The sequence below is a fragment of the Janthinobacterium sp. NKUCC06_STL genome (assembly GCF_019345455.1).
Classification (GTDB): domain Bacteria; phylum Pseudomonadota; class Gammaproteobacteria; order Burkholderiales; family Burkholderiaceae_D; genus Janthinobacterium; species Janthinobacterium rivuli.
Map to the genome: position 1 here is coordinate 93,933 of NZ_JAHKQY010000009.1, position 19,429 is coordinate 113,361.

A 19,429-nucleotide genomic window follows, 5' to 3' on the forward strand; every position below is an offset into this window, starting at 1 on the left:
AAGGGTAGCGGCTGGCGATGACACGGAGACGATGTGAAAATTCGGCGCATTTATGCGGGAGAACTGGCCCTCGGCGTGGCTTTGCCCTGGGACGTGCATGGCGAAACGGGCAGCTTGCTGGCCAGGCTGGGCCATGTCATCAGCAGCGAGAACCAGATCGCATTGCTGCTGGCGCGCGGCGTCATCGCCGATACCAGCGCCGACGTGCCGCGCACGGCCACGGAAGCGCCGTCGGCGCTGCGCATGCTGAACCTCGTCACGGCCGGGTTGGCCCTCGTCTTGCCGGCCATTGCCGCCGGGCAGGCGGACAGCCACCTGTCCCTCGCGCCGCTGGCGCAGCTGGTGGAAGAGGCCGTTGCGCTGGATGCCGACGTGGCGCTGGCCTGCATCCTGCACAACCAGGGCGCGGGCGACTTTGCCGTGCGCCACAGCGTCGACACGGCCGTCATCACGGCCTTGCTGGCGCGCGCCCTGAAGCTCGATGATGGCGTGATCCGCAGCGTGGTGCTGGCCGCGCTGAGCATGAATGTGGGCATGCTGGAACGCCATGCGGATTTCCAGCGCAAGGCAGGTCCGCTGGACGCGCAGGAACGGGCCTATTTGCGCGCCCATCCGCAAGCCGGTGTCGACTTGCTGCGCGCGGCGGGCGTGACGGACGCCGTCTGGCTGCAAGCCGTGCTGCAGCACCATGAAAATATCGATGGCAGCGGCTATCCGCTGGGCACGCAAGGTGAGGCGATCGGCATCGGCGCGCGCCTGATCATGCTGGCCGACCGCTATTGCGCGCGCGTCTCGAAACGCAGCTATCGCCAGCCCTTGCTGCCCAACGTGGCCCTGCGCGAAATGCTGATGGCCGACAAGGCCACGCTCGATGCGCCGCTGGCGTCGCTGCTGGTGCGCGAGCTGGGCATCTATCCGGTCGGCACCTTCGTCAAACTGTTGAATGGGGAAATCGGTGTCGTCACGCGCAAGGGCTTGAATGCCACCACGCCGCACGTGCAGTCGCTGATCGGTCCGCGTGGCGCGCGCCTGGACGTGCCGCTGCGGCGCGACACGCGCGTGGACTTGCACGCCATCCGCGAAGTGCTCAGTGCGGAGCAGGCGGGACTGCAGTTTCGCCCTGATCAGCTATGGGGCCGCAGCGCGCGAGCGTAATTTAGTTCAACAGACCCGCATCCAGCCGTCCTTCGACTGCCAGCTCGCGCATGATGCGCACGGTGTCGATGTCGGATTCCTTGTAGGCGGAACGGCGGAAGTCGTCGTACAGGGCGTTGGCCGCATCGGTGGCCGCGTCGTGGCCGTCGTCGTACTGGAAGCGCACCCACAGGCTCGCTTCGTCGGGCATCTCGATGGTCATGATCAATGACGAGGCGCTGATGTCCTTTTGCGCCGGCACTTCGTAGCGCACCTGCAGTTGCGGCACCAGCACCACCCTGTCGTTGATGACCAGCTCGCCATAGCGCAGGCTGCGCGCGAAACCGGCATCGCTGCGCTCGCTGATCTGGCATTCATCGAGGTGCGGCACGAACAGCTTGGGCGACTCGGCGCGCAAGACGAGGCCGCGCCAGACCTGTTCCAGGCTCAAGGTGTCGATCAGCGGGTTCAAGGGGTCGTTGATTTCAATCAGGTGTTCAAATTTCATGGGACTGCCATTCGGTAAGGGGGCGCGCACGGGCGATATAGGCGGAATGGTACTCCAGGCGTGGCCGTGCCGCACGCATTGCATCGGTCAAGATGGCGGCATATGGCGATATATCAATGCCATTGCCTGTTTTTCAGGCATGGTCCGCCATGCAAATAGCCCACGCGACGCTGTTACAATGGGCTGCTGTTCCCTGCGGAAATACCCTGATGTCCAAAGCACCACAGTTCGGTCTGAATGCGCCCCAAAGCGAAGCGGTTACCTACCTCGACGGCCCTTGCCTGGTGCTGGCGGGCGCCGGTTCGGGCAAGACGCGCGTGATCACGCAAAAGATCGCTCATCTGATCGAAGACCGGGGCTATGACCCGCGCACCATCGCCGCGCTGACCTTCACCAACAAGGCGGCGCTGGAAATGCAGGAACGCATCGCCAAGCTGTTGAAACAGCCACGCCAGGCCAAGCAGTTGACGGTCTCGACCTTCCATTCGCTGGGCGTGAAAATCCTGCGCCAGGAAGCCAATGGCGTGGGCTTGAAAGACCGCTTTTCCATCATGGACAGCGATGACTGTTTTTCCCTCGTGCAAGACCTCGCCATTACCACCGATAAACAGGTCATTCGTGGCATCCAGAACGCCATGTCCCTGTGGAAAAATGGCCTGATCGACCCGGATATGGCCCTGGCGCAAGCCAAGGATGAAGATGAGGCGAACGCGGCGCGCATCTATCGCAGCTATGTGGCAACGCTGTCCGCCTACCAGGCCGTCGATTTCGACGATCTGATCCGCTTGCCCGTGGAACTGTTCCGCAACAACGGCCCCGTGCGTGACAAGTGGCAGCGCCGCCTGCGCTATCTGCTCGTCGACGAATACCAGGACACGAATACGTGCCAGTACGAACTGGTGAAATTGATGGTGACGGGCATCGGCAAGAAGCCGATGTTTACGGCCGTGGGTGACGACGACCAGGCGATCTATGCGTGGCGCGGCGCCACCGTGGAAAACCTGAAAACGCTGGAAACGGATTTCCCCGATTTGCGCGTCATCAAGCTGGAGCAGAATTACCGCTCCACCATGCGCGTGCTCAATGCGGCCAATGCCGTCATCGGCAATAATCCGAAGCTGTTTGAAAAGTCGCTGTGGTCGGAACATGGCCTGGGCGAGCCGATCAAGGTGCTGGGCATGCAGACGGACGAGCAGGAGGCGGAACAGGTCGCCATCATGATTTCGGCCGACCATTTTGAACGCAAGAACAAATTTTCCGATTACGCGATTCTGTACCGGGGCAACCACCAGGCGCGCATCATCGAGCAGTGTCTGCGCAAGGAACGCATCCCGTACACGATTTCGGGCGGCCAGAGTTTCTTCGACAAGGCCGAGATCAAGGACATCATCAGCTACCTGCGTTTGCTGGCCAATGAAGACGATGACCCGGCCTTCATCCGCGCCGTGACGACGCCGCGCCGTGGCGTAGGGCAGTCGACCCTGGAAGTGCTGGGCGCGTTTTCGGGGCAGTGGCAGTGCTCGCTGTTCCAGGCTGTGTTCAAAGGCGGCATCGAAGCCAAGCTGACGGACCGCCAGCTGGGGCCGCTGCGCGACTTCTGCAACTTCATCAACGACCTCGAATCGCGCGCCAGCCGGCCCGGCGCGGCCGGCAGCGGCGACAACGCGGCCGAAGTGTTGGACGACATGATGAAGGAAATCCACTACGAATCGTATCTGTACGATGCCTTCGAGGAACGCCAAGCGCAAAGCAAGTGGCAGAACGTGCTGGAATTCGTCAACTGGCTCAAGGAGCGGGGCCGGGGCGGCAAGGACCGCGACGGCGAAGAAAAGAACGTGCTGGAATTGACGCAGATGGTGGCCCTGATGACCATGCTCGAGGGCAAGGACGAAGAGCAGGACGCCGTGCGCATGTCGACCCTGCACGCGTCGAAAGGCCTGGAGTTTCCGCACGTATTTCTGGTCGGCGTGGAAGAGGGAATTTTGCCGCACAAGGGCGACCCCGACGCGCCGGCCGAAACCATCGCCGCACGCATCCAGGAAGAGCGCCGGCTGATGTACGTGGGTATTACGCGGGCCCAGCGCACCTTGCACATCACCTGGTGCAAGAAGCGCAAGCGGGCGGGCGAGCAAGTCCATTGCGACCCGTCGCGCTTCATCAAGGAAATGGAACTCGACGTGGGCGACGCCGTGCCGACGGAGGCGGAAGTAATTTCGCCGAAAGAGCGTCTGGCGCGCATGAAAGCCTTGCTGGCCGCGCCGAAGGGCTAAGCGGCGTTCACGCTTCCACGGCGCCGTCGGGCGTGGTTTTCGGCACGATGGCCAGCTGCATGCCCAGCGCATCGAGCATCTTCAAAATGGTTTCGAAGCGCGGTTTGCTGCCTTCGCGCAAGGCTTTATAGGCGCCTTCACGCGTGATGTCGGCCCGGGCCGCCACCTTGCCCATGCCGTAGGCGCGCACCACGTCGTTCATGGCCGACTGGAACAGTTCGGCGTTGCCGGTGGCAACGATTTCGCTCATGTAGGCGGCCACGGCGGCCTTGCTGGTCAGGTGTTGCGTCGGGTCGAATTTGCTCAGCCCTAATGCTTCCAGGTCGTCGAGGTCGAAGGTGTCATGGTCGATATGTTGGTTCATTTTTTTCGTGCTCCTGTGGATGCCGCCGCCGCTTTCTTCAGGGCCGCCTGCCGGGCTTTCAAGTCCTTGAGTATCGCTTGCGCCTGCTTGATGTCGCGTCGCTGGCTTGATTTGTCGCCACCCAACAGCAGCAAGATCAGGGTGCCCAGATTCGTTTCGTGAAAATACACGCGCCAGCCCGGTCCTGTCTGTAAAAAACGCAGCTCGCACACGCCTTCGCCCACTGGCCGCCAGTCGCCCTTTTTACCGTGCTGCAAATGCTTGATGCGCGCATCGATGGCCGCCGCCGCCACGTCGTGCAAGGTGTCTTCCCAGCGGCGGTATTCAGCCGTCTTGCGCGTATCGATCAAGTCAGGCAAGGTGGATAGGTCCATTGTAATCGTTTGTTCTCATTCGTCAAGCGGTTTGATTCAGCCATAAGGGAAGAATAGGCAGAAATCGCCGCCTGGCCGATGGGGAATGGACGAGGTTTGTGCTGGCTCACGCCGTGACGGCGGTAGAATGCCGCTTTCAGTCAGGAGTCACCGTGAGCACCATGGACAATGCAGAACAGATGGAAGTACGTTTCGTCGATATCGAAATCAAGCTGGCGCAGCAGGAAGACCTGGTCGAGTCGCTGAACCAGATGGTGTACCAGCAGGGCAAGCGCATCGACCAGCTCGAAGCGATGCTGCACAAGCTGGGCGAACACGTGCGCGACGGGGCGCAGCAGGCGAATGGCGGGCTGGTCAACGAGCGTCCGCCACATTATTGAATCGGCATCGTGACGCGGGGCGCATGAAAACCGTTCATCACTGGCTGGCGCGCTACCATCGGTAGTTGCTGGTGACGCAAGTGTGTCAGGCTGTTATTATTTCAGGCTGGCCCGCGACACAATCGCGGCTCTCTTGCGTTCCTTGAAAGTAGACATGACCCGTCCAACAATGCTCGTCATCGCCGCCAGCCTGATGCTGGCGCCAGCCGCCGCCGTTTTTGCCGCCACCGCGGCCGCAACGCTGCCTGCCTCGAACCCGTTTGCGCAGGCCAGCAGCCTGCCATTCAACTATCCGCCGTTCGACAAGGTGCAGGACGCTGACTACGCGCCCGCCTTTACGGCAGGCATGGCCGCCAACCTGGCGGAAATCAGTGCGATTGCGAACAACAAGAAACCAGCGACCTTCGACAACACCATCGTGGCCATGGAACGCTCGGGCCAGCTGCTGAGCCGCGTGCGCACCGTGTTTTCCGTGATGTCCGGCTCGAATACGAATGACACGATCCAGGGCCTGGAACGTGAACTGGCGCCGAAAATGGCGGCCCACAGCGACGCGATCATGCTCAACGACAAACTCTTCAAGCGCATCGACAGCCTGTATGCCAAGCGCGACAAGCTGAGCCTGGATGCCGAATCGAAACGTCTGCTCGAACGTTATCACACGGACTTCGTGCGCGCCGGCGCCAAGCTGTCGGCGGCCGACAAGGAAAAGCTGCGCGCCTACAATGGCCAGCTGGCCGCCCTGTCGACCAAGTTCGCGCAAAATGTACTGAAGGAATTGAACGCCTCGGCCGTCGTTGTCGACACGCGCGAAGAACTGGACGGCCTGTCGCCGGCCGCCATTGAAGTGGCCGCCGGCCTGGCCAAGAAGCGCGGCCTGGACGGTAAATACGTGATCGCCCTCGTCAACACGACGGGCCAGGCGCCGCTGTCGCTGCTGACCAACCGCGCCGTGCGCGAACGCATCATGGCCGCTTCGCAAGCGCGCGGCAGCCGTGGCGGCGAGTTCGACAATACCCAGGAAGTGCTGGAACTGGCAAAACTGCGTGCCGAACGCGCCGCGCTGATGGGCTACCCGAACTACGCGGCCTATTCGCTGGAAGACCAGACGGCGCACGACACGACCGCCGTGAACGCCCTGCTGGGCGAATTGGCGAAGCCGGCCGTCGTCAACGCCCGGCGTGAAGCGGACGATATCCAGAAGGTCATCGATGCGGGCAAGGGCGGCTTCAAGGTGGGCGCCGCCGACTGGGCCTTCTATAGCGACAAAGTGCGCGCCGAACGCTACAACTTCGACGAGACGCAACTCAAACCGTACTTTGAAATGCACAGCGTATTGACCCGTGGCGTGTTCTTTGCCGCCGGCAAGTTGTACGGTCTCACTTTCAAGCAGCGCACCGACTTGCCCGTCTACACGTCCGACATGCTGGTGTACGACGTTTTCAATGAAGACGGCACGCAACTGGCCATCTTTACGCTCGACCCTTACGCGCGCAGCAACAAGCGCGGCGGCGCCTGGGCGAATGCCTATGTGGGCCAGTCGAGCTTGCTGAACCGCAAGCCGGTGATTGCGAATAACCTCAACATTCCAAAGCCGGAAGCGGGCCAGCCGACCCTGATGACGTTTGACGAAGTCAACACCATGTTCCACGAATTCGGCCATGCGCTGCACGGCATGTTTTCGAACGTGAAATATCCACGCTTTGCCGGCACCAGCGTGCCGCGCGACTTCGTCGAATACCCGTCGCAAGTCAATGAAATGTGGGCGCTGTGGCCGGAAGTGCTGCAAAACTATGCCAAGCACTATCAGACGGGCGCGGCTATCCCGGCCGAACTGCTGGCGAAAGTGACGGCGGCCGACAATTTCAACCAGGGCTATAAAACCACGGAATACCTGGCGTCGGCCCTGCTGGACCAGCGCTGGCACCAGCTGACCCCGGCACAGATCCCGACCGACGTGCTGGCGTTTGAAAAAGCCGCCTTGACGGATGCCGGCGTCGATTTCGCCCCGGCGCCGCCGCGCTACCGCACCACGTACTTCTCGCACGCGTTTGCGGGCGGCTACTCGGCCGGCTACTACGCGTATCTGTGGTCGGAAAAGCTCGATGCCGACACGGTCGAGTGGTTCAAGGAAAACGGCGGCCTGACGCGCAAGAACGGCGACTGGTTCCGCACTAAACTGCTGTCGCGCGGCGGCAGCGCCGATGCGCTCGACATCTACCGCAACTTCCGCGGCCGCGATGCGAAGATCGAGCCGCTGCTGCAACGCCGTGGCCTGAACGGCAAGTAAATCGTCTGATTCCGGCGTCAAAGCCGGGTGCATGAAAAAGGCTGCCAAGCGATTGGCAGCCTTTTTTATTTGGCGATGTTGATTGTAGACCGTGGTAAACCGCGCAGTTGGCGTGATGCACCACAGGATCGCCCATGTTGGATGACGCCTGTGTGACAGACTGCTATGATCTGCCACTGGCCCGCGACGCGATCGCGGTTCTTCCCGCGCTTCCTGAAAGATGTCATGATCCGTCCACAACTGCTCGTCATCGCCGCCAGCGTCATGCTGGCCCACGCCGCCCCATCCGCCATGGCTGCCGCCACTGCAAAATCCGCGCCTGCCGCTGCCGTCAGCGCCCAGAACCCCCTGCTCAAAGTGAGCCCGCTGCCATTCCAGATGCCGCAGTTCGGCCTGATCAAGGATGAACACTATGCGCCCGCGTTTGCCGAAGGCATGAAACGCCAGCTGGCCGAAGTCAACGCGATTGCCAGCAACCGCCAGGCGCCCACGTTCGAGAACACCATCGTGGCCCTCGAGCGCACGGGACAGCTGCTGCACCGCGTGAATAGCATCTTCAGCAACATGACGTCGACCAACACGAACAGCGTGCTCGAAGCGGTGGAAGTGGACGTGTCGCCGAAACTGGCCGCGCATGGCGACGCGATCACCCTGAATCCGAAATTGTTTACCCGCATCGACACGCTGTACGCCAAGCGCGACAAGCTGGGCCTCGATGCCGAATCCTTGCGCCTCTTGGCCCGTTATCACACGGATTTCGTGCGCGCCGGCGCCAAGCTGTCCGATGCGGACAAGGAAAAATTGAAAGCCTACAACGCCGAGCAGGCGGGCCTGGAAACGGCCTTCGCGCAAAACGTGCTGAAGGAAACGAATGCCAAGAGCATCGTCGTCGACACGCGTGCTGAACTGGCCGGCATGACGGACAGCGATATCGATACGGCTGCTGCTGCCGCCAAGGAACGGGGCTTGACGGGCAAGTTCCTCATTGCTCTGGTCAACACCAGCGGTCAGCCGCCATTGGCCGTATTGACGGATCGCAAGACGCGTCAGCGCCTGATGGATGCGTCGCTGAACCGCGGCAGCCAGGGCGGCGAGTTCGACAACCGCGCCATCGTGCTGAAACTGGCCAAACTGCGCGCCGAACGGGCCACCCTGCTCGGTTACGCCAACTACGCCGCGTACTCGCTGGAAGACCAGACGGCCAAGACCACGACGGCCGTCAACACCTTGCTGTCGGAACTGGCGAAACCAGCCGTTGCCAACGCACGCCGCGAAGCGGCCGACCTGCAGCAAGTGGTCGATGCGGAAAAAGGCGGTTTCCAGGTAGCGGCGGCCGACTGGGCCATCTACACGGACAAGCTGCGCAAGCAACGTTTCAATTTCGATGAAAACGAACTGAAACCGTACCTGGAATTGAACAGCGTGCTGAACAACGGCGTCTTCTTTGCCGCCAACAAGTTGTATGGCATCAGTTTCAAGCAACGTACTGATCTACCGGTGTACAACCCGGACGTGCGCGTCTACGACGTGACGGACGCCAACGGCAAGCCGCTGGCCCTGTTCATCGCCGACTTCTATGCGCGCGGCAACAAGCATGGCGGCGCGTGGATGAATGAATACGTGTCGCAATCGTCTTTGATGGGCACGCATCCGGTGGTGGCCAACCAATTGAACATTCCGAAGCCGCCCGCCGGCCAGCCGACCTTGCTGACGTTCGATGAAGTGACGACCATGTTCCACGAATTCGGCCATGCGCTGCACGGCATGTTTTCGAACGTGAAATATCCGCGCTTTGCCGGCACCAGCGTGCCGAGCGACTTCGTCGAGTATCCATCGCAAGTCAATGAAATGTGGGCCGTCTGGCCGGAAGTGCTGCAAAACTATGCCAAGCACTACCAGAGCGGCGCGGCCATGCCGCAGGAATTGCTCGACAAGGTCACGGCGGCGAAGAAATTCAACCAGGGTTTCATGACGACGGAATACCTGTCGGCAGCCCTGCTGGACCAGCGCTGGCACCAGCTGGCGCCAAGCCAGATCCCGACGGACGTGCTGGCCTTTGAAGCGGCCTCGTTGAAAGACGCTGGCGTCGATTACGCGCCCGTGCCGCCGCGCTACCGCACCAGTTACTTCTCGCACAGCTTCTCGGGCGGCTACTCGGCGGCATACTATGCCTACCTGTGGTCGGAAAAGCTGGACGCGGAATCGGTCAACTGGTTCAAGGAAAACGGCGGCCTGACGCGCAAGAATGGCGACTGGTTCCGTAGTAAGTTGCTGTCGCGTGGCGGCAGCGTCGATGCGCTGCAACTGTTCCGCGACTTCCGCGGTCGCGATGCCACCGTGGAGCCATTGCTGGAACGCCGCGGCTTGAACGCCAAGTAAGACGTCCTCATCAGAAGCTTGCGTTGCGTTGACCTGGCGCACGCAAGCTTTCTGTGCCGGCGGCGTAGAATTGAGTAAGATGTAAACAAGAAGGCAGTCGAAAGAAAGAGTTTATGAGTCAGCAAGATTTGAATGGCATTACCCTGGAAGGTATCGTGACGCGCCTGCAAGCCCATTACGGTTGGGATGGCCTGGCCAAGCACATCGATATCAATTGCTTCATCAGCGATCCCAGCATCAAGTCGAGCCTGAAGTTTTTGCGCAAGACCCCGTGGGCCAGAAGCAAGGTGGAACAATTGTTCCTGGACACGCAATTTACCGACTGACAGGAAAAAACATGGATAGCAAACTCAAGGAATCGTTGCAACAGCTGCAATCGACCATCGCATCTGGCGATCCTGTGGATGAAGAAACGCATGGTTTGCTGCAAAAGCTCAATGGCGATATTCAGCAACTGCTGGAAAAGCGCGCCGCGCAGGAACAGGAAGAAGAGTCGATCACCTATGGCCTGGCCGAGCGCAGCCAGGAATTGTCGGCCAAGTTTGCTGTCAAGCATCCGAAACTGGAGCCGGCGTTGCGGGAATTGGGTGAGATCCTGGCCAATATGGGAATCTGATGTAACCCAGGGAAAAGCTGGGGTCAGACCCCGGAAGGGTCTGACCCCAAGGGCCTTTTTTCCTCAAGTGATTGAAAAATAAACGTTTTTTGTACTGAAATCCAACCGTAAAAAGCAGGCCGTCAGGTTGGAAATGGCCAATTCCGGTACAATCCGTACCCTATGAGCTCCCCTACCAATTTATTTGCGACCGTTCCCAAGCGGTCTGCCCGCGCTGCCGTGGCGCCTTTCCTGCCGATGTCGCGTGCCGAGATGGACGCGCTGGGCTGGGACCAGTGCGACGTCATCCTCGTCACGGGCGACGCCTACATCGACCATCCGAGTTTCGGCATGGCCCTCGTTGGCCGCCTGCTTGAAGCGCAGGGTTACCGCGTTGGCATCATCAGCCAGCCGGACTGGCTGTCGGCCGACGCCTTCCGCATCCTCGGCAAGCCGCGCCTGTACTACGGCATTACCGCCGGCAACATGGATTCCATGGTCAACCAGTACACGGCCGACCGCAAGATCCGCTCCGACGACGCCTACACGGCGAACGCGGAACCGAATAAACGCCCGGACCGCGCCGTCACCGTGTACGCCCAGCGCGCGCGCGAAGCGTATCCCGACGTGCCGGTGGTGATCGGCAGCATCGAAGCGTCGCTGCGCCGCATCGCCCATTACGATTACTGGTCGGACAAGGTCCGCCGTTCCGTCTTGCCCGATTCCAAGGCCGATTTGCTGATCTTCGGCAATGCCGAGCGGGCGCTGGTCGACCTGACGCATCGCCTGGCCGCCGGCGAACACATCAAGGATATCCGCGACTTGCGCGGCACGGCCTTCATGGTGCCGTCCGGCTGGTTGCCTGGTGACGACTGGGGCGTGCACAATTCCACCCGCGTCGACGTGCCCGGCAAGGTCGATCCGCACTACAGCCCGTATGATATGGTGCAGGAAGACAAGACCGCCTGCGCCACGGAAAATGCGTCGAAATCGGCCGAGGTCATCAAGCCGATCCGCATCATGAGCCGCGAAGAGCGTCTGGCCATGGCCAAGGAAAAGCACGACAAGACGGTGGTGCGCCTGCCCGCCTACGACGTCGTCAAGGATGACCCCGTCATGTATGCGCACGCCTCGCGCGTGTTCCACCTGGAATCGAATCCGGGCAATGCGCGCGCCATGGTGCAGGCGCACGGCGAGCGCGACGTGTGGCTCAATCCGCCGCCGCTGCCGCTGGCCATGGACGAGATGGATGGCGTGTACGACATGAATTACGCGCGCGCCCCGCATCCGAGCTATGGCAAGGCGCATATTCCCGCCTGGGAAATGATCCGCTTTTCCGTCAACATCATGCGCGGCTGCTTCGGCGGCTGTACTTTCTGCTCGATCACGGAACACGAAGGCCGCATCATCCAGAGCCGCTCGGAACCGTCGATCCTGCGCGAAATCGAGCATATCCGCGATAAAACCAAAGGTTTTACGGGCACCATTTCCGATATGGGTGGCCCGACGGCGAATATGTACCGCCTCGCCTGCAAGGAAAAAGAGATCGAAGTGTCGTGCCGCCGCCTGTCCTGCGTGTACCCGTCCATCTGCGTGAACCTGGGCACGGATCACAGCAAGCTCATCTCGTTGTACCGCAAGGCGCGCGCCATTCCCGGCATCAAGAAAGTGCTGATCAGCTCGGGCTTGCGCTACGACCTGGCCGTGCGTTCGCCCGAATACGTCAAGGAACTGGTGACGCACCACGTCGGCGGCCTCTTGAAAATTGCGCCCGAGCACACGGAAGAGGGGACTTTGTCGAAGATGATGAAGCCTGGCATCGGCGCGTATGACGAGTTCAAGGAAATGTTCGACCGTTTTTCCCTGGAAGCAGGCAAGAAGCAGTATCTGATCCCGTATTTCATTGCCGCCCATCCGGGCACGACGGACGTGGACATGCTGAACCTGGCCCTCTGGCTGAAGAAGAACAATTTCAAGCTGGACCAGGTGCAAACTTTCATGCCCACGCCGATGGCCATGGCGACGACCATGTATCACACGCGCAAGAATCCCTTGCGCAAGGTCACGGCGGATTCGGAAGTGGTGGAAACGGCCCGCAGCGGCAAAATCCGCCGCACGCATAAAGCTTTCCTGCGCTATCAGGACCCGGCCAACTGGCCGATCCTGCGCGAAGCGCTGGTCAACATGGGCCGTGGCGACTTGATCGGCAATGGCGACAAGCATTTGATTCCGGCCTGGACCTCGTCCGAGTCGGGCGGCCTGGCCGCAGGCGAACGCAGCCGCCAGACGCATGGCGCCGGCACGCCGGACAAGTTCAAGGTCACGCCGGGCAAGAACCGCATCGCCCTGGGCGGCACGGCCGCCGCGCCGAAGGCGACCGCCGTCGAATCGAAAGTGCGTCCATCGATCCTGTCGACCATCAAAACGAAGGCCAAGCCGGCCGCCGTGCCGATGGGCCGTGGCGGCAAGCCGCCAGCCAAGGGCGCTCATGCCGCACCGGCACGGGGCGGACGCAAGTAAGCCAGCGTCACTGTCCCCGGCATCGACTGAGAACCCGGCAACGCATACAGCGTTGCCGGGTTTTTTGCCATCTGCGCACCAACATGGGGCGCAGCACGCCATGCTGGCAGGATTTTTACCAATATTTAAAAATTGAATAGAGCAAAAGGCAATTTTCCCTTGTGGCAACTTGGTATTTGAAAATATACTCGTTGAACATTTAGCCGTACGTCAACAATACTGCCATTCTGGCAATCGCCAGCGTACGCGGCTCCCAGCGTTTAGATGAAAAGAGATGCCAATTGAAATGCCTTTCCTGCCAGGCCGAGAATAAGCCGGGCGCCAAATTCTGTTCTTCCTGCGGCACGACGTTTGCCGTTGCCACGACCGTTGCCGCGCCGGTGCCGGGAAAATCCTGTGGCCAGTGCGGCCATGACTGCAAGCCGGACGCCCGGTTCTGCCCCAAGTGCGCGTTCAGCTTTGCCGTGGCGCCGGTGGCCGCAGCGGTGCCGCCGCCGCTGCCAGAGCCGGTCATCGCGCCGGTGATTGCGCCCGTCATTGAACCTGTCATTGAACCCGTGTCCGTGCCTGAACCTGCCCCGGCACCGGTGGCGGAACCGGTCGCGCCACCTGCGCCGCCGTCGGTGCTGGAAAAGCGCCGTGCCGATCCTGTCCCTGCGCCCGCCCCTGCACGGGAACCAGAAGCCGCTCCCGCAGCAGTGACAGACAGCGTTCCCGACACGCCGCCTGACAGCCCACCGGCTGGCAAGCGCATGAAACTGATCGCCGCGGCCGTCGCAGCGGTGGTGCTGCTGGGTGGTGCGGGCGCTTACTATTTCTTGTCAGGCAAGCCGCCTGTCGCCGTGCCTGAACCGGAGGCAACCTTGCCGGTGCAGGAAGACCCTGCGCCGGCCGCCGAGCAGCCGCTGGCCATCGATGACGCTGCGCTCGATGGCGGCTCGGCGGGCGACCTTGCCGCGACACCTGCTGCCGAGCCTGAGCCAGCGGCAGCGCCTGCTCCAGCACCCGAGCCGGCACCCGAGCCGGCTCCAGCACCGGCCCCAGCCCCTGTCGTGGAAAAACCGGCCAAGCCCGTCAAGGTGACCCCGCCACCGGCGCCTGTCAAACAGACGACAGGCCTGGAAAGCGTGATCACGGACAGCCTGTCGGAAGCGAGCCACTGCATGAGCCAGCGCAAATACGACTGTGCCATTGCCAATGCGAATGCCGTGTTGCGCATGGACAAGGGCAACCGCCATGCGCAGGACATCAAGCGCAAGGCGAAGGAAGCGCAAGACAAGGCGCTGTCGCAAATCCAGATCGAGTAAGCCGCGGCTTGCCTCCCATTCCTATTTTGATTCTTTCGGAGAATAACGTGAAAAACTTGAAACAAATGGCCAAGCCCCTGGTGGCGATGCTGGTCGTGTCGTCGATGCTGGCCGGCTGCGCCGCGCCGGGCGGCCCTGGCGCCACGGGCAATACCACCACCGCAGGCACGGAAGCGGCCAGTGGTGAATGCAATACGGCCATGCTGGCCGGCATCGGCGCCGTCGTGGGCGGCTTGCTGGGTGGCGGCAACAATACCGTGCGTGGCGCGGCCCTGGGCGCCAGCCTGGGCGCGCTCGCCTGCGTGGCCCTGAATTATCAAAGCCAGCAAGTCAAGACGGCGCAGCAGGTGCAGACGGACTACAAGGTGGCCAACAAGGGCAAGCTGCCCGAGCAGTCGACCCTGGTGAAATACGAGACGGGCTTTACGCCGTCCTCCGTGCGTCCGGGCCAGAAGGCGCAGACCAATTCGTACATCGAAGTGGCGGCCGGCACGCGCGATCCGAACCCGCTGGTGGAAGAGGAATTGAGCCTGTACAAGCCAAATGGCGACCTGATCAAAACCGTGCGCAAGGTGGTCAGCAGCAATAACGGCAGCGGCGCCTACAAGGGCGGCTTCTCGATTCCGATGCCTGAAGGCGTGCCGCAGGGCATTTACCCGGTACGCACGGCCCTGTACCTGAATAGCAAGCGCGTCGGCGGCCAGGACGTCAAGCTGCAGATCGTCCAGCGCCAGGCGCCCGCGAACGAGCTGCAACTGGCGCTCGCCTACTGACACAGCATGACCATGGGACGGCCAGGCAGGCCGTCCCCTCCCGATTCACCCCTTCCAGGCCAGACATGACCAATTCCACACAAACACATCAACCTCTTCCCTTTTCCTCCGCCGTGGGTTCGCTGATCGAAGCGACCGACGCCATCAGGAACTTTCGCGCGATTGCGCTGCTGGCCCTGACCTTCATCAGCGCCGTGCTCGTCGGGGGCGTGCTGACGATGCTTGCCGGCGGCATGAGCAGTCCGCTGCTGGTCTTTGTCGGTGGCCTGATGGCTTTCCTCGTGATGTTTTACGGCTCCAACGCCGTCGGCATCATGCTGATGCGCGATGCGCAAGGCCAGCCTGGCATGAGCCTGGTTGATGCCATGCTCGTTTCGCTGTACACGAGCCACCGCCTGATCGCGGTCGTCTTCCTTGAATTTTTGATCGTGCTGGCGGCCATGATCACCATCGCCATCATCTTGTTTGTCTGCAAGATTCCCGTGCTCGGCCCCGTGCTGTACACGGTCGTCTTCCCGCTGTCGGCCATCGTGCTGGGCGTGCTGGTGTTTGCGCTGTTCTACGTGATGCTGCCGCTGGCCGGCCCTGCCGCCTGGTCGGGCGCCACCATATTCCAGATCATTGCCCGCCTGAACCTGATCGTGCGCACCAAGCTGGTGTCCGTGATTCTGCTGGAAGTGCTGCTGTTCCTGATCACGACGTTTGTGGCGCTGCTGATCTTTGGCGTGGTCGGTACCGGCGTATCGCTGACCAGCGGCATGTCCGCAGGCATCCTGGGCCTGGGCGGCCAGATGAATATGTATACCCTGGCTTCGGGTCTGAATGGCGGTTCTGGCTACATCATCGCAGCGGGCCTGGGCGGCGGCTTGCTGCTGGCGGCCGCGGCCGTGGTACCGGGCCTGATCTTCACCAAGGGCGTGTGCATCATTTACCTGAACGCCACGCGCAATGTCGATTTCAGCGCATCGGAAGCGAGCCTGAATGACGGCCTGGCCACAGTCAAGAAAAAAGCCGAGGAAGCGCGTGACCGTGCGCGCGCCCTGGCCGAGCAAGCTGCGGCACCGGCCACGCCAGCCGCTCCCGCTGCTTCGGCCGCTGCGCCGGCCGACAGCCTGCAATGCCCGAGCTGCAAAGCGCCGGTCGCGTCCGATGACGTGTTCTGCGGCGAATGCGCGCATAAACTCAAGTAAGGCACACCATGGCTCACTTCTGCACCAAATGCGGCACCGCCCATGCTCCCGGCGCGCGCTTCTGCGATGAATGCGGCAAGGCTGTCAACGCCGCACCGGCGCCCGCGTCCGCTCCTGTACCGGCATCCGCACCAGCCGCGACGCCGGCACTGTCCGGCGTGAAGCGGCGCCACGTCGTGATCGCCGGCGGCGTGCTGGCGGTCGTCGTTGTGGCTGGCGGCGCCCTGGCGTGGCTGCTGAAGCCAGAGGCGGCCTCGGCCAGCAGTTTCAGCCGCGCCATCGATGCCCACCTGGCCGCTGACGAGGCGGTGCGCGACAAGTTGCTGTGCCTTACCAACTTGCCGTACCAGAAGGATGAGATCCGTGTGGCCTCGTACGACAGTTCCACTCGGCAATGGCTGGATATCCTCGTGCGTAGCGGGCTGTACAACGCCCCCGTCGAACAGGGCAGCGGGGGCTGGGTTGCGCAATCGCAATTTGTCTACGCGCTGGCCGCGCCGGGCAAGGCGGCCTTGCGCGGCGACAAGCTGTGCGTGGCCAAGGGCGTGAAAGTGGCCAAGGTCAGCGGCTACGATCAGGTGCGCGACCTGGGCGCACAGCAAGTGGCGATGGCCAAGGCCACCCTGACGCTGACCGATGAGGCGGCGTGGTTCGCCAAGTCTGCGGACCGCGCATTGATCCTGCAGCGCTTGCCGGACGGCGATCTGCAAGTGCGACTGCCGATGGCGCTGGTCGACAAGCAATGGCAAGTCATCGACGAAACGCAGATGAGCCAGGCGGCCATGACCGGTGTGATAGGCAAAGCGCCAGCCGTGCAGGGCGCGGGCATGCTGGACAAGCTGAAAAGCGTGTTCAGCTTTGGCGGCCACCCGGCGGTGGGGAAATGGCAGGCGGCGATGGGCAACGTCCTGGAATTTACCAGTGACAGCGTGATCAATAACGGCACCTCGACCAAGGCCACCTTCACCACCAAGGGCAATACCGTGACGATCGCGCCGGAAGGCGCGGGCGAAGCGGCCATGGATATTATCGTCAGCGACGATGGCAGCACGGCGCAGATCAGCATGGGCGGCGTGCGGGTAACAACCCTGCGGCGCGTGCGCGATTAAATCTGTCAGGCGGCGCACCTTGCCGCCTGATCTGTTTCCCCGAGCCCGGCCATGCCGGGTTTTTTTACGTCCGCAGGCAGCGGCGCGCACGCCCATTTATCTTGACATCAAGATAGTTTGCGTCCACACTGAGTTTTATCTTAATGTCGAGATAGTGCATGCATGCCTCTTCTGTCCGCCCCGCCTGGGGCGATATCGTGCTCACGGCGCTGGCGCCCCTGATCTGGGGTTCCACGTATATCGTCACGTCCGAATTGCTGCCGCCCGACCGGCCCTTCACGGCGGCCCTGATCCGCGTCTTGCCGGCCGGCTTGCTGTTGCTGCTGGTCATGCGGCGCCTGCCCGCGCGGCGCGACTGGATGCGCGTGCTGATCCTGTCCGCGCTGAATATCGGCGTGTTCCAGGCGCTGCTGTTCGTCGCCGCCTACCGCTTGCCGGGCGGCCTGGCGGCCGTGGTGGGCGCCATCCAGCCGCTGCTGGTAATGGGCCTGGCCTGGGGCGTGGAAGGGCGCCGTCCGGCCCGCCTGGCCCTGGGGGCCAGCGTGCTGGGCGTGGCTGGCATGGGTGTTTTGTTGCTGTCGCCGCGCACCGTGTGGGAACCGATCGGCATCGCCGCCGCGCTGGGTGGCACGGCCTGCATGGCGGCCGGCACCTATCTGACGCGGCGCTGGAAGCCGGACTTGCCCGTGCTGGCGCTGACGGGCTGGCAATTGCTGCTCGGCGGCCTGATGCTGGCGCCCGTCGCCTGGCTGGCCGACGCGCCCTTGCCGGCGCTATCCCTGCCGCAAGTGCTGGCCTACGCCTACCTGTGCCTGGCTGGCGCCCTGCTCGCGTACGCCTTGTGGTTCCGCGGCATCGCCAGGCTGTCGCCCGTGGCCGTCTCCTCGTTGGGACTGCTCAGTCCCCTGATGGCCGTCGTGCTGGGCTGGGCCTTGCTGGGCCAGGCCATGACGGGCTGGTCGATGCTGGGCTTGCTGCTGGTGCTGGCCAGCGTGCTGGCCGTGCAATGGGCCAGCGCCCGTCTCCCAACAAATTCCTGAATCCACGCATTTCCCCTCGCCAGGCTGATCGCATCAGCCTGGATGTTTCCCTCTGGGCGCTGCCTTTTTGCTGCACCGCACATACAGTTTTGCTTGCACTGTAATAGGGCATTGAGGCACTATTCGCTTCGCGCAAACGTTTGCGCGCAACGAATTTCCTAAAAAGCATGCAGTACACGTGCTTGACCAACAACTCTGGAGACGCTCATGACATCCCGTATTCGCCTGAAAATGATTGCCGCCGCTGTCCTGGTGTGTGCCTTGCCCGCCGTGCCGGCGATGGCGCAGACACCTGCCAAACCGAAGGTCGCATTGGTGATGAAGTCGCTCGCCAATGAATTTTTCCTGACCATGGAAAATGGCGCCAAGGCGCATCAGAAGGCCAATGCCGCCAAGTACGACTTGCTGTCGAACGGCATCAAGGATGAAACGGATACGTCGAGCCAGATCAAGCTGGTCGAGCAAATGATCGTCTCGCGCGTCAACGCGCTGGTGATCGCCCCGGCCGACTCGAAAGCGCTGGTGCCGGTACTGAAGAAAGCCATCGACGCGGGCATCATCGTCGTCAATATCGACAACAAGCTCGACGAAGGCGCCCTGAAAGAGAAGGGTATTTCCGTACCGTTCGTTGGCCCGGACAACCGCAAGGGCGCCAAGGTCGTTGGCGACTTCCTGGCCAAGCAGATCAAGAAGGGCGACCCCGTCGGCATCATCGAAGGCGTCTCGACCACCTACAACGCGCAGCAGCGCACCCTGGGCTTCCAGGACGCCATGAACGCGGCCGGCGCCAAGGTCGTCAGCGTGCAGTCGGGCCAGTGGGAAATCGCTCCTGCCAACACGGTCGCGGCCGCCATGCTGAACGCCAATCCGAACATCAAGGCTTTGCTGTGCGGTAACGACAACATGGCCATCGGCGCCATTTCCGCCATCAAGGCGGCCGGCAAGACGGGCAAAGTGCTCGTCGTCGGCTACGACAACATCAACGCCATCAAGCCGATGCTGGCCGATGGCCGCGTGCTGGCTACCGCCGACCAGTTCGGTTCGCAGCAAGCCGTGTTCGGCATCGAAACCGTGCTGAAAGCGCTGGCGCAGAAGAAGAAACAGGCCGATCTGGGTGGCGTCATTGAAACCAAGGTCGAACTGGTCGCCAAGGGCGCCAAGTCCTGATCGTTTGATCCCGCCGGGGCCAGCGCCAT

17 protein-coding genes and 1 pseudogene are annotated in these 19,429 nt (G+C 62.1%); 15 read left to right on the top strand and 3 right to left on the bottom strand.

The genetic code is table 11. The features are described from left to right. The first annotated feature begins 33 nt into the window (after window positions 1–33). Window positions 34–1,155 carry an HD-GYP domain-containing protein gene (locus KO539_RS23430; protein WP_374106480.1) on the top strand — a complete coding sequence of 374 codons (1,122 nt, stop codon included), beginning with the start codon at window positions 34–36 and terminating at the stop codon, window positions 1,153–1,155. Window position 1,156: 1 nt separating this feature from the next. Here KO539_RS23430 and KO539_RS23435 read toward each other — a convergent pair whose 3' ends face one another. Continuing rightward, on the bottom strand, window positions 1,157–1,642 hold the full coding sequence (locus KO539_RS23435; protein WP_219312052.1) for an SRPBCC family protein: 486 nt from the start codon (window positions 1,640–1,642) through the stop codon (window positions 1,157–1,159). 209 nt (window positions 1,643–1,851) lie between these two features. Between KO539_RS23435 and KO539_RS23440 the strand changes: the two genes are divergently transcribed. Continuing rightward, window positions 1,852–3,912: a UvrD-helicase domain-containing protein gene (locus KO539_RS23440; RefSeq protein WP_051991465.1), complete on the top strand. Its 2,061-nt coding sequence runs from the start codon at window positions 1,852–1,854 to the stop codon at window positions 3,910–3,912. Window positions 3,913–3,919: 7 nt separating this feature from the next. Here the strand turns inward: KO539_RS23440 and KO539_RS23445 are convergent, their stop codons facing one another. Together KO539_RS23445 and KO539_RS23450 are read right to left on the bottom strand one after the other, a co-directional pair. Further along, window positions 3,920–4,276, bottom strand: coding sequence for an addiction module antidote protein (locus KO539_RS23445; protein WP_219312054.1), 357 nt, complete (start codon window positions 4,274–4,276; stop codon window positions 3,920–3,922). After that, window positions 4,273–4,650 carry a type II toxin-antitoxin system RelE/ParE family toxin gene (locus KO539_RS23450; RefSeq protein ID WP_225243865.1) on the bottom strand — a complete coding sequence of 126 codons (378 nt, stop codon included), beginning with the start codon at window positions 4,648–4,650 and terminating at the stop codon, window positions 4,273–4,275. The genes KO539_RS23445 and KO539_RS23450 overlap by 4 nt, the downstream gene beginning before the upstream one ends. A gap of 161 nt (window positions 4,651–4,811) precedes the next feature. Between KO539_RS23450 and KO539_RS23455 the strand changes: the two genes are divergently transcribed. From KO539_RS23455 to KO539_RS23510, 13 genes and pseudogenes are all read left to right on the top strand, one after another. Next, on the top strand, window positions 4,812–5,030 hold the full coding sequence (locus KO539_RS23455) for a SlyX family protein (protein WP_034753936.1): 219 nt from the start codon (window positions 4,812–4,814) through the stop codon (window positions 5,028–5,030). A 154-nt stretch (window positions 5,031–5,184) separates the two neighbouring features. After that, window positions 5,185–7,320, top strand: coding sequence for a M3 family metallopeptidase (locus tag KO539_RS23460; RefSeq protein ID WP_257626414.1), 2,136 nt, complete (start codon window positions 5,185–5,187; stop codon window positions 7,318–7,320). 225 nt (window positions 7,321–7,545) lie between these two features. Next, entirely contained in the window at window positions 7,546–9,699 is a 2,154-nt protein-coding gene (locus KO539_RS23465) for a M3 family metallopeptidase (protein WP_219312056.1), read from the top strand. A gap of 113 nt (window positions 9,700–9,812) precedes the next feature. After that, window positions 9,813–10,025, top strand: a complete 213-nt coding sequence (locus tag KO539_RS23470; RefSeq protein ID WP_034753881.1) for a VF530 family DNA-binding protein — start codon at window positions 9,813–9,815, stop codon at window positions 10,023–10,025. Window positions 10,026–10,036: 11 nt separating this feature from the next. After that, the gene (locus tag KO539_RS23475; protein ID WP_035823070.1) at window positions 10,037–10,315 is read left to right on the top strand and encodes a DUF4404 family protein; all 279 of its coding nucleotides are present in this window, start codon (window positions 10,037–10,039) and stop codon (window positions 10,313–10,315) included. Window positions 10,316–10,552: 237 nt separating this feature from the next. Beyond that, on the top strand, window positions 10,553–12,814 hold the full coding sequence (locus tag KO539_RS23480; protein ID WP_219312205.1) for a YgiQ family radical SAM protein: 2,262 nt from the start codon (window positions 10,553–10,555) through the stop codon (window positions 12,812–12,814). A gap of 281 nt (window positions 12,815–13,095) precedes the next feature. Continuing rightward, a pseudogene (locus tag KO539_RS30745) lies at window positions 13,096–13,203 on the top strand (zinc-ribbon domain-containing protein); the annotation flags it as partial. Between the two features lie 174 nt (window positions 13,204–13,377). Then, a complete protein-coding gene (locus tag KO539_RS23485; RefSeq protein ID WP_257626416.1) occupies window positions 13,378–14,121 on the top strand; it encodes a hypothetical protein in 744 nt (247 codons plus the stop codon). 47 nt (window positions 14,122–14,168) lie between these two features. Beyond that, the gene (locus KO539_RS23490; RefSeq protein WP_152598803.1) at window positions 14,169–14,894 is read left to right on the top strand and encodes a hypothetical protein; all 726 of its coding nucleotides are present in this window, start codon (window positions 14,169–14,171) and stop codon (window positions 14,892–14,894) included. Window positions 14,895–14,959: 65 nt separating this feature from the next. Then, window positions 14,960–16,084 carry a zinc ribbon domain-containing protein gene (locus tag KO539_RS23495; RefSeq protein WP_219312060.1) on the top strand — a complete coding sequence of 375 codons (1,125 nt, stop codon included), beginning with the start codon at window positions 14,960–14,962 and terminating at the stop codon, window positions 16,082–16,084. Window positions 16,085–16,092: 8 nt separating this feature from the next. Continuing rightward, window positions 16,093–17,193, top strand: a complete 1,101-nt coding sequence (locus tag KO539_RS23500) for a zinc ribbon domain-containing protein (RefSeq protein ID WP_219312062.1) — start codon at window positions 16,093–16,095, stop codon at window positions 17,191–17,193. Window positions 17,194–17,351: 158 nt separating this feature from the next. Beyond that, complete coding sequence (locus KO539_RS23505) at window positions 17,352–18,233, top strand: EamA family transporter (protein WP_219312064.1); 882 nt, start codon at window positions 17,352–17,354, stop codon at window positions 18,231–18,233. A 207-nt stretch (window positions 18,234–18,440) separates the two neighbouring features. Then, window positions 18,441–19,400, top strand: a complete 960-nt coding sequence (locus KO539_RS23510; RefSeq protein WP_176388832.1) for a sugar ABC transporter substrate-binding protein — start codon at window positions 18,441–18,443, stop codon at window positions 19,398–19,400. Window positions 19,401–19,429: the final 29 nt, after the last annotated feature.

Coding starts and splice junctions, on each gene's coding strand:
- KO539_RS23435 (WP_219312052.1), bottom strand. CDS start 1,642: ATGAAATTTGAACACCTGATTGAAATCAACGACCCCTTGAACCCGCTG.
- KO539_RS23440 (WP_051991465.1), top strand. CDS start 1,852: ATGTCCAAAGCACCACAGTTCGGTCTGAATGCGCCCCAAAGCGAAGCG.
- KO539_RS23445 (WP_219312054.1), bottom strand. CDS start 4,276: ATGAACCAACATATCGACCATGACACCTTCGACCTCGACGACCTGGAA.
- KO539_RS23450 (WP_225243865.1), bottom strand. CDS start 4,650: ATGGACCTATCCACCTTGCCTGACTTGATCGATACGCGCAAGACGGCT.
- KO539_RS23455 (WP_034753936.1), top strand. CDS start 4,812: ATGGACAATGCAGAACAGATGGAAGTACGTTTCGTCGATATCGAAATC.
- KO539_RS23460 (WP_257626414.1), top strand. CDS start 5,185: ATGACCCGTCCAACAATGCTCGTCATCGCCGCCAGCCTGATGCTGGCG.
- KO539_RS23465 (WP_219312056.1), top strand. CDS start 7,546: ATGATCCGTCCACAACTGCTCGTCATCGCCGCCAGCGTCATGCTGGCC.
- KO539_RS23470 (WP_034753881.1), top strand. CDS start 9,813: ATGAGTCAGCAAGATTTGAATGGCATTACCCTGGAAGGTATCGTGACG.
- KO539_RS23475 (WP_035823070.1), top strand. CDS start 10,037: ATGGATAGCAAACTCAAGGAATCGTTGCAACAGCTGCAATCGACCATC.
- KO539_RS23480 (WP_219312205.1), top strand. CDS start 10,553: ATGTCGCGTGCCGAGATGGACGCGCTGGGCTGGGACCAGTGCGACGTC.
- KO539_RS23495 (WP_219312060.1), top strand. CDS start 14,960: ATGACCAATTCCACACAAACACATCAACCTCTTCCCTTTTCCTCCGCC.
- KO539_RS23500 (WP_219312062.1), top strand. CDS start 16,093: ATGGCTCACTTCTGCACCAAATGCGGCACCGCCCATGCTCCCGGCGCG.
- KO539_RS23505 (WP_219312064.1), top strand. CDS start 17,352: ATGCATGCCTCTTCTGTCCGCCCCGCCTGGGGCGATATCGTGCTCACG.
- KO539_RS23510 (WP_176388832.1), top strand. CDS start 18,441: ATGACATCCCGTATTCGCCTGAAAATGATTGCCGCCGCTGTCCTGGTG.